This window comes from Nonomuraea sp. NPDC049637 (assembly GCF_040675235.1).
GTDB lineage: Bacteria > Actinomycetota > Actinomycetes > Streptosporangiales > Streptosporangiaceae > Nonomuraea.
In genome coordinates this window covers 1-9,410 of record NZ_JBFAOM010000094.1, presented here as the reverse complement: position 1 = coordinate 9,410, position 9,410 = coordinate 1, and the positions used below count along the sequence as shown (strand labels likewise).

Below are 9,410 nucleotides of genomic sequence, written 5' to 3'. Positions count from 1 at the left end.
ACCTTGTTCCCATCGTCGGTGTTCCGGGTGTGGGTCTGCCCGGTGTCTGCTGGCGGGAGTGGCGGCGCTGGGGTGTTGGGATGGGGCGGTACGACGGTGAGGCGGCGCGGGGGAGACGCGTCCGCTGCTGGTGGTCGGCCATGGTGACTCCCGGGGGACGTAGCTGCGATCCAGCGTAGGCAGAGGCATCTGGTCGCGTCATCCCACGGTCCCCGACGGTCACGGACCGCGACCACTCGGCGGTGGCAGCGCGGGGGCCGGCGTCTAGGGCAGCGGGCCGTTCTTGTCCAGGAAGTCGGCCAGCGCGGAGTTGTCCAGGATGGCGGCGGTGACGAGGTCCCGGATGGCGGCGAGGCTCGCTTGGGTGCCGTCGCAGAGCTCGGCTATAGCGGTTATAGCGACATGGCCGCCTGCTAGACACTCAGGCTCTGAGTACATGCTGAGGGGGCGGAACATCAGGTGGGATCACTATCACGCGGCTTCCCTTGTGAGATCGGAACGTACGGACGCAGGGCGTGATGCCGAGAGTCGCCGTTACGGTCTCCGGAGCCTGGCCCACCGTGGCCCAGCGAGGCCGCGCCTGACCTCGATGCTCTCGCCGTCGTGGCGGCAGACTGCACCCGGCTGGCCGGCGTCGTGGCCGCCTCATCCGACAGCGCCTCGCCGAGCGCGCCCGGCCAGCGGCGTCCGCTCCGGATCAGTGGCTGATGATGTTGTGGTCGCCCGTGACCGCGGTGTGAATGGTGTGGGCGGTGACGGAACGTGCGCCGTGGGCCGTGATCGGAGCTGAGGCGGATGGGGCCGGCTGGGGGGGCTTGCTCCGTGACCTCTGGGACTTCCAGGTCCTGTGCTTCGGGGGGAGGCGGCATCGGAGCGGACGTGGCCCGACACCGCGTGGTTGCCGTCGCCCACCACGACGTTCCCTTGGGCGCTGCCGCCGATGTGTACGGTGTAGTGGCCGGCTGGTGTGGGCCCCATCCAGAACTTCTCCTTCGAAGGTCACGGTGGATACGCGGGTCCAGATCAGCCGCCTCGGCCTGGACCAGACGTTACAGCGAACTCTCGACCGCCGCGCATGAGGACCACAGGGCGAGCACCTGCGGACCGCGACAAATGGGTGAGGTGCGGCTCGTGCTTGGTAGCGTGCTGGCCATGCCTCCCGCCAAGCGCGCCGCCGAGGTCTGGGCCGAGCTGAACGATCGCCAGCGCGCGTACATGCGGGCCATCTATCACAAGGACCAGGAAGCCGAGCAGTTCTGGAAGGGCGCCCGGGCGCGGGGGAAGACGGCGCCGCCGGCGTCGCAGTGGCGGTGGCTGGACTACGGTCCAGTCGGTGGCGGCTCAGCGGAACACGGAGCGGTGCAACGTGCGCTGGAAGGACGCGGCATCCGCGACGCGGGCACCGGCTCGACGTTGGAGGCCCTGGAGGAACGTGGCCTGATCAAGACCCGCGCCCGGGCCATGCTGCAGGGCTACCGGCTGGAGGTCCAGCTGACCAGGGATGGCAGAGCCGCCTGCCGGGCGGCGGGGTCGACGCCGACCGGCCGAGAAACCCGCGCAAGGGCCAGCTGTCCGAGGCGCTGTGGTCAATGCTGGCCGAGGTGCGCTGCGCCGGTGACGAAGGGCTGCAGCGGGACCATCTGGGGGCGGCCTGGCGGTGGCTGACTGAGCGGGAGCCTGAACCGTTCCTGGTCGAGGAGCAGGTCACGGGCTTGTCTGGTTCGCGCCGGCTGCGGCTCACCGATGCGGGCCGGTCGCACTATGCCGAGCACTGGGAGGCGTACGCGCGTCTCTATCCGCAGGTGAACGCGCCCAGGCCGGACGGAGAAGCGTTCTGGCCGGCCGAGGTTGACCGCGCGCTGGAGGATATGCGGGCGGAGTGCGGGCGGCTACGGCAGCGGCTGCAGGAGACGCGTGATGAAGCGGCCCGGCTCACCGAGGCCGCCGCACACGTCGTCGACGTCCCCGACGGGCGCGGAGCGGTGGCACGGCTGGCCAGGGACAGGAACAAGGCCGCGGCCGCCTACGATGCCGCGCTGGCCCGCGCCGCCGCCCGTTACCGGACCACGCTCCAGGAGCAGGCCGTCGAGCTGAGCGCGCTCTATCGGCAGGCGTGCATCCGGTACGCGCTGGCCGCCACCGCGGTGGTGCACGCCGTCACCGGCGGCGGCGACCCGGTCAAGGCGCTGGAGGTAGATGCCGGCACCGTGGCGGGCTGGCCCTGGACGCCCGATCCGCCCAGAACGGGCCTGCCCGAGGTCGACGCGAGCCTGGAACGCGCGCCCAGGTGGCGACCATGCCGGCGGCACCATCCAAGACAGCGATGTCGCGGGCCGCCGCGCGCCGCCCCAGGCTGGGGATGCCTGAACCCCAGCCTGCGGTGGAGCCGGAGGCGTCCCGTCTGTCTACCTTCGCGTGGAAGCTGGAGAACCTGGTCGCTGACGGCAAGCTGACGCGGCTGCTGATGCGCAGCACGTCACGCCATTCCTCCCAGTCCCTGGCATGGGCCGGTTCCGTGGAACCAGAGCTGATCGGGAACTCAGGGGTTATCTCTTAGCTCGACCGCACGCGGGACCAACCAACACATGAGGCATCGCCGAGGCCGTGTCACATCACAGCTGGTGCCGCGAGGCTCGTGCGTCTCCACCAGCGCGGGCGGCGGCGCTCTGGTCCATCGCCGCAAGCTCGTGGGGCGCAAGGTCGCGGGAGCGGATCGTTGCCGCATGTGGCGTCGTGCCGTCGTCGACGAGGACGAGAACGCCAGATGGCTCACCCCGGCGTGGAACACCCTGCCGAACAGCCCCAGTACCGTCAGCACCGCGCCCCACCTGGCCAGCGCCGGATGCGCGACCCCGATCAACCGGGCCAGTGCGGTCACCGCCGGCCACAGCAGCACGGCCCCCGCCGCGAACAGGCTGTAGGACGTCACCATGCGCCCCGGGTCGGCGGCGTAGGCGGCGAACTGGCCGGGGAAGAAGTCGACCTCGCCCGCCCGTACGAGAACGCCGGCGAGGAGCAGCGCGGGGCCGAGCACCAGCCCGGCGCCTTCGGCCCAGCGGCCGGGGGATCGTGTTGATCGTCATGCCCGCAAGTCAACCGGCGGGCGCCCGCGAGCACAGGAGCGCTGCCGCGACAACCAGCACTAGCCCTGGCACTACCCCGCGGCGCGAGAACCCGGACCTCCCCCGGCACCACCCCCGCTCCTACCCCGCCGTGCTCTCCCTGACGATCAGGTGGTGCGGGACGACGATCTCGGCGGGGGCCCCGGCCGTGCCGGCGATGGTCTCGATGAGCGTGTCGACCGCCGTACGGGCGATCACGCCCTTGTCGGGGGCGACCGTGGTGAGGCTCGGCGTGCTGTACTGGCCCTCCTCGATGTCGTCGACGCCGATCACCGCGACGTCGTCGGGCACCTTCCGCCCGGCCCTGGTCAGCGCCCTGATCGCGCCCAGGGCGAGCAGGTCGTTGTAGCAGAACACGGCGTCGGGCGGCTCGGGCAGGGCGAGCAGGCGTTCCATGGCCTCGGCGCCGCGGCGGCGGTGGAAGTGGGGGGTCGAGACGATCAGCCGTTCGTCGACCTCCAGGCCCATGCGGGCGTGCGCCTGGCGGAACCCGGCGGTGCGGAGCTGCGCGGTCTCGCCGGTCGCGTACGGCTGGTCGCCGATGGCCGCGACCCTGCGGCGGCCGAGGCTCAGCAGGTGGGCGGTGGCGTCGCGGGCGGCCGCCACGTTGTCCATCGCGACGTGCGGGAAGCTGCCGTTGAAGATGTGCTCGCCGAGTAACACGATCGGGGTCTTGTTGCCGCGTGCGCGCAGCTCGTCGGCGGAGATCGTGAGCGGGCTGAGCAGCAGGCCGTCGAACATGGTGGCGCGCGACTCGCGGCCGAGCAGCTCGCGCTCCCGCTCGCCGTCGCCGTCGGTCTGGTCGATCATCACGACGTAGCCGTGGGCGCGGGCCGCGGTGATCACCTCGCGGGCCAGCTCCGCGAAGTACGGCACGTCCAGCTCGGGCACGACCAGGGCGATCATCCCGGTACGCCCCTGCTTGAGGTTGCGGGCGATGAGGTTGGGCCGGTAGTCCAGCTCGTCCAGCGCGGCCTGTACGCGGGTCCGCAGCTCGTCGGAGACCGGCGCGTATCCGTTCACCACGTTGGACACCGTGCGGATCGACACGTTCGCTCGTTTGGCGACGTCGCGCAGCGTAGGACCGGCCATGCGTCTCCTATACCTCCAACCGAGGGTGACTGGGAAGATCCCGAACCCAGTATTGCATCGTTGCAGAGAAGTATGCATGATGTCTGCATCGTTGCAGAGCCTTCAAAGGCCGAGGAGTTATCGATGTCCACACCCCCGATCGACCGTCGCGGTTTCCTCAAGGGAGCACTCGGCGTCGGCGCGCTCGCCGCCACCGGCGCGCTCGCCGCCTGCGCGCCCGGCGGCCAGAGCACCGGGCCCAGCAAACTGGCCAGACCCACCGCGTCGGCGTCGACGGCGGCCAAGGGCGAGATCACGATCTGGAACCGGTCGGGGGACCTGTTCAAGGTGTTCGACGCCGCCATCGGCAAGTTCCGGCAGGCGTACCCGGGGGTCAAGGTCAACCACCTGGCCGTCGACATCGACGCCAAACTGGCCAACACCCTGATCAGCGGCACGGACGTGCCCGACGGCAGCTTCTGGGACGACGCCAAGATCGGCGGTCAGGCCGAGCACCTCTTCGACCTGACCGACCTGATCGCGCCGTACCGGGAGCAGACGTCGGCGTACAAGCTGTCGGTGAACACCGTCGAGGGCAAGATCTACGGCGTGCCGTGGGATCTCGACCCCGGGCTGCTCTGGTACCGCGCGGACATCCTGGAGGACGCCGGCGTCGACCCCGCGAGCCTGGCCACGTACGACGACCTGCTGACCGCCTCCCGCACGATCCGCGAGAAGGACCCGAAGACCCGGCCGATCCACCTGGACAAGAGCCCGTTCCTCGGCCAGCTCTGGCTGGAGATGCTGGCCAACCAGCAGGGCACGAGCCTCACCGACGCGCAGGGCAAGCTCCGGCTGGACTCGGCCGAGTACCGGCGGATCTTCACCTGGATCCAGACGGCGGTCAAGGACGGGCTGGTCACGCACGCGCCGTACCTGGAGGCGGCCGACGTCAACACGCTCGACAGCGGGCAGCAGGTGTTCGTGCCGTGGGCGATCTGGTGGTCGTTCGCGCCGCAGCAGCTGCTCAAGGCCACCAAGGGCAAGTGGCGGGCCGCGCCGCTGCCGGCCTGGACGCCGGGCGGCGCGCGCAGCGGCGCGATGGGCGGCAGCAGCTTCGTGATCCCGGCCAAGGCCAGGAACCCCGAGCTCGCCTGGCTGCTGTACGAGTTCCTGTGCTTCAAGGAGCCCGGCTACACCGCCGTGTACGGCCCCAACGACGTCTACCCGGGCGGCCTGTCCACCTCGATCCCCAGCTACACCCCGGCCCAGGCCAAGCCGCTGTTCAAGCCCATCGACGCGCTCGGCGGCCAGGACCTGTGGAAGGTCGCCGTGGACGCCGCCGCGACCATCCCGGCCGCCGCGCCGATCCCCGTCTGGTGGGCCCAGTCGGTCGACTACCTCGGCGACAACCTGCAGCGCCTGATCGAGGGCAAGATGTCGCCCGACGACGTGATCGCCGACTCGGCCAAGAAGATCCAGCGCAACCTGATCGACCGGTCCTGATGAGACGTGTCCGGCTCACCCCGTACGTGTTCGTCGCGCCGTTCTTCGTGGTCTTCGCCGCGTTCGGGGTCTATCCGCTGCTGTTCGCGTTGCAGCTCAGCTTCACCCGCTGGCGCGGCGCGGGCGAGGCCCACTGGGTCGGCCTCGGCAACTACGTCTACCTGCTGACCAGCCCCGACTTCTGGGCCTCGCTCGGCAACAGCGCGATCATGTGGCTGCTCATCGTGCCGCTCCAGATCGTGGCCGGGCTCGCGGGGGCGGTCTTGCTGGCCAACGCCAAGCTGCGGCTGCGCGGGCTGTTCAGGGTGGCGTTCATCGCGCCGTTCGTGACGCCGCTCGTCGCGATGGCCCAGGTGTGGATCGTGGTGTTCGACCAGGACTACGGGCTGGTCAACCACGTGCTCAACCTGGTGGGGCTGCCCGACGTGGCCTGGCTGACCTCGACCGCGTGGTCGAAGCCGACGCTCGCGCTGCTGTTCCTGTGGAAGACGACCGGGTTCGCGATCATCATCCTGCTCGCCGGGCTCCAGGCCGTTCCCGGCGGCGTGTACGAGGCCGCCGCGCTCGACGGCGCGTCCCGCATGCGCCAGTTCTGGTCGATCACCGTGCCGCTGGTGCGCAGGAGCATGGCCTTCCTGGTGGTCGTGCAGACGCTGGCCGTCTTCCAGATGTTCGCCGAGCCGTACGTCGTGACCGAGGGCGGCCCGTACGGCTCGACCACCACGGCCGGCCTCTACCTGTACGAGCACATCACCGCGTCGGACCTCGGCACCGGCTCGGCGAACTCGTTCCTGCTCGTGCTGCTGGTCTTCGGGCTGTCCCTGGCCGCGACCAGGATGCTGCGGCCGAAAGACGAGGTGTGATGAACCAGACCAGACCGGGCATCGCGCAGTACGCGGTGCTCACCCTGCTCGCCCTCGCGTTCCTGTACCCGATCTGGTGGGCGGTCAGCTCGTCGCTGAAGCCCGCCGCCGAGATCATCACCAGCCCGCTGTCGGTGGGCGAGCTGACCCTCGACAACTACCGGGCCATGTTCGCCGACGTGCCGATCGGCACCGGCTTCGCCAACACGGCGCTGGTGCTGGTGGTCAAGGGCGCGATGACGATGTTCTTCTGCCCGCTCGCCGGCTACGCCTTCGCCAAGTACGACTTCCCCGGCAAGAACCTGCTGTTCGGCGTGGTCATGCTGACCCTGATGCTGCCGACGCTGGTGCTCGTCATCCCGCTGCTGCTGGAGATGAGCACGCTGGGCTGGGTGAACACGTACCAGGCGCTGATCCTGCCCGGCAGCGTCGACGCGTTCAGCATCTTCTGGATGCGGCAGACGATCGCCGCGATCCCCGACGAGCTGATCGACGCCGGGCGGGTGGACGGCGCGGGCGAGTTCGGCATCTTCGCCAAGGTCGTGCTGCCGGTGATCAGGCCGGGGCTGGCCGCGCTGGCCGTGCTGACCACCATGAACGTCTACAACGACTTCGTCTGGCCGGTCGTCGCCGTCAACGACACCTCGCACCAGACCCTCCAGGTCGTGCTGTCCACGCTGGCCCAGAACGTCACCGGGAACAGGGTGGGCGCCGACTTCGCCACCGTCTGGGGCGAGCTGCTGGCCGCGGGCAGCATCGCCCTGCTGCCGCTGCTGGTGATCTTCGTACTGCTGCAGCGGCACTTCATCAACGGGATCCTCGCCGGCAGCGTCAAAGGCTGACCTGGCCCCCTCTTTGTCTGAAAGGAACACCATGACGCCCCGTGCGGAATACCCCAGGCCCCACTTCGACCGGTCGCACAGCTGGTCGAGCCTCAACGGCGACTGGGACTTCCGGGCCGACACCGAGCCGGACTGGGACCGGACCATCACCGTGCCGTTCGCCTGGGAGACCGCCGCGTCCGGCATCGAGGCGCACTGGCTGCCGCTCGCCTGGTACCGCCGCCGGTTCACCGTCCCAGCCGAGTGGACGGGCCGGGTCGTGCTGCACTTCGGGGCCGTGCACCACGAGGCCGCGGTGTGGGTCAACGACGTCGAGGTGGCCCGGCACCGGGGCGGTTACACGCCGTTCGAGGCCGATGTGACCGACGCGCTGGGCGACGGCGAGCAGGAGGTCGTGGTCCGGGTGTCGGCGCCGCTGGACAAGCGGGAGCTCGCCCACGGCAAGCAGCGCAGCATCCCGCGCGACGACTTCGACGGCGTGTGCTTCACCCCGTCGTCGGGCATCTGGCAGAGCGTGTGGCTGGAGTGCCGGCCCGCGACCCATCTGACCGCGCTGAAGCTGCGGCCCTCGTACGAGCTGGACGCCGTCGAGGTGGAGGCCAGGACGTCGGGTACGGGCACCCTGCGGCTGACCGTACGCGAGACCGGCCAGACCGTGGAGACCCAGGTCACGGACGGGACCGCCACGGCCAGGCTGCCGATCGCGAGCCCGCGCCTGTGGTCGCCCGAGGACCCGTACCTGTACCACGTGGACGCCGAGCTGGTCTCCGAGGACGGCGTCGACCGCGTGACCGGGTACACCGGCCTGCGGCGCATCGAGGCGGTCGGCGAGGACCTGTATCTCAACGGCCGCCGCCTGTTCGTGCGCGGCGTGCTCGACCAGGGCTACTGGCCGCGTACCGGGATCACCGCGCCGTCGGACGCGGCCCTGCGGCGCGACATCGAGCTCGCCGCCGAGGCGGGCTACAACCTGGTGCGCAAGCACCTCAAGCTGGAGGACCCGCGCTTCGTCCACCACGCCGACACGATGGGCATGCTGGTGTGGGCCGAGCCGGCCGCGACCGGGCGGTTCTCGGCCGAGTCGGTGGCCGCGTTCGAGGAGCAGATCGCGCCCATGACCGAGCGTGACGGCAACTCCCCCGCCGTCGTGATCTGGGGCCTGTACAACGAGGAGTGGGGCCTGGACTGGGACATCCCGGGCGACCCGGCCAAGCAGGAGGCGGTGGCCAGGGCGTACGACCTGCTCAAGGCCCTCGACCCGACCAGGCCCGCCGTGGACGACTCCGGTTGGGCGCACGTGAAGACCGACCTGCTCGACTGGCACTACTACGACGAGTCCGCCGCCTCCTGGGGGAAGACCGTCGCCGCGCTGCTCGACGGCGCGCAGGACGACTTCCCGGTCAAGCTCGGCCCCGACTTCGTCGTGCGGAAGAAGCTCGCCGGCGTACCGTCCCAGCCGCTGCGCGGCCTGCCCAACCTCAACAGCGAGTACGGCGGCGGCTTCACCTGCGTCGAACGCGCCTGGCACCTGCGCTGGCAGACCCAGGAGCTGCGCCGCCACGACCGTCTGGCCGGTTACGTCTACACCGAGCTGTACGACGTCGAGCACGAGTCCGCCGGCCTGCTGGACTTCGAGCGCCGCGCCAAGGACCTGGCCGGCGTGGAGCCGGCCCACGTGAACGCGACGACCACGCTGGTGCTCGACGTCGTCCCGGTGGCGCCAGGACGCGACCTGCTGAGCGCGTCGGGCGAGGTCGCGGTGCCCGTACGGGTCTCGCACCACGGCGGCGAGCCGGTCGGCGGCCATCTGCACACCGCCTGGACCCCGGTCTTCGGCCCCGCCCCCGCCGATCCCGGGGCGGCGGGCCCGTGGGCCGAGGCGAAGCCGTTCCTGCTCGGCTCCCCCGCCGAGGTACGCGCCGCGCTGCCGGACGGCTGGACCAGCGGCCGCCTGCACGTCGCCCTGGTCAGCGAGGGAGCGGTCGTGGCCCGCTCGGCCGTGGACG

The 9,410-nt window shown here is 70.6% G+C and carries 9 protein-coding genes; 7 read left to right on the top strand and 2 right to left on the bottom strand.

What is annotated here, in order from left to right:
- Positions 1 to 264: 264 nt before the first annotated feature.
- Positions 265 to 438: a hypothetical protein gene (locus AB0J71_RS49080; protein WP_364421259.1), complete on the bottom strand. Its 174-nt coding sequence runs from the start codon at positions 436 to 438 to the stop codon at positions 265 to 267.
- 675 nt (positions 439 to 1,113) lie between these two features.
- Here AB0J71_RS49080 and AB0J71_RS49075 point away from each other — a divergent pair.
- The 3 genes from AB0J71_RS49075 (at position 1,114) to AB0J71_RS49065 (ending at position 2,921) form a co-directional block, all read left to right on the top strand.
- A complete protein-coding gene (locus AB0J71_RS49075) occupies positions 1,114 to 1,665 on the top strand; it encodes a hypothetical protein (protein WP_364421257.1) in 552 nt (183 codons plus the stop codon).
- Positions 1,590 to 2,453 (top strand): hypothetical protein, encoded by an 864-nt coding sequence (locus tag AB0J71_RS49070; RefSeq protein ID WP_364421255.1) that lies wholly within the window; start codon positions 1,590 to 1,592, stop codon positions 2,451 to 2,453. Before AB0J71_RS49075 ends, AB0J71_RS49070 begins: the two co-directional genes overlap by 76 nt.
- Before the next feature lie 270 nt (positions 2,454 to 2,723).
- Positions 2,724 to 2,921, top strand: coding sequence for a hypothetical protein (locus AB0J71_RS49065; RefSeq protein ID WP_364421253.1), 198 nt, complete (start codon positions 2,724 to 2,726; stop codon positions 2,919 to 2,921).
- 282 nt (positions 2,922 to 3,203) lie between these two features.
- Here AB0J71_RS49065 and AB0J71_RS49060 read toward each other — a convergent pair whose 3' ends face one another.
- Positions 3,204 to 4,214 carry a LacI family DNA-binding transcriptional regulator gene (locus tag AB0J71_RS49060; RefSeq protein ID WP_352329267.1) on the bottom strand — a complete coding sequence of 337 codons (1,011 nt, stop codon included), beginning with the start codon at positions 4,212 to 4,214 and terminating at the stop codon, positions 3,204 to 3,206.
- Between the two features lie 123 nt (positions 4,215 to 4,337).
- On the opposite strand from AB0J71_RS49060, the gene AB0J71_RS49055 reads away from it, so the two are divergent.
- From AB0J71_RS49055 to AB0J71_RS49040, 4 genes are all read left to right on the top strand, one after another.
- Entirely contained in the window at positions 4,338 to 5,699 is a 1,362-nt protein-coding gene (locus tag AB0J71_RS49055) for an extracellular solute-binding protein (protein WP_352329269.1), read from the top strand.
- Positions 5,699 to 6,562 carry a sugar ABC transporter permease gene (locus AB0J71_RS49050; RefSeq protein WP_364421251.1) on the top strand — a complete coding sequence of 288 codons (864 nt, stop codon included), beginning with the start codon at positions 5,699 to 5,701 and terminating at the stop codon, positions 6,560 to 6,562. The genes AB0J71_RS49055 and AB0J71_RS49050 overlap by 1 nt, the downstream gene beginning before the upstream one ends.
- Positions 6,562 to 7,404: a carbohydrate ABC transporter permease gene (locus AB0J71_RS49045; RefSeq protein ID WP_352329273.1), complete on the top strand. Its 843-nt coding sequence runs from the start codon at positions 6,562 to 6,564 to the stop codon at positions 7,402 to 7,404. Before AB0J71_RS49050 ends, AB0J71_RS49045 begins: the two co-directional genes overlap by 1 nt.
- Before the next feature lie 31 nt (positions 7,405 to 7,435).
- A partial coding sequence (locus AB0J71_RS49040) for a sugar-binding domain-containing protein (RefSeq protein ID WP_364421249.1) occupies positions 7,436 to 9,410 on the top strand: 1,975 nt, incomplete at its 3' end.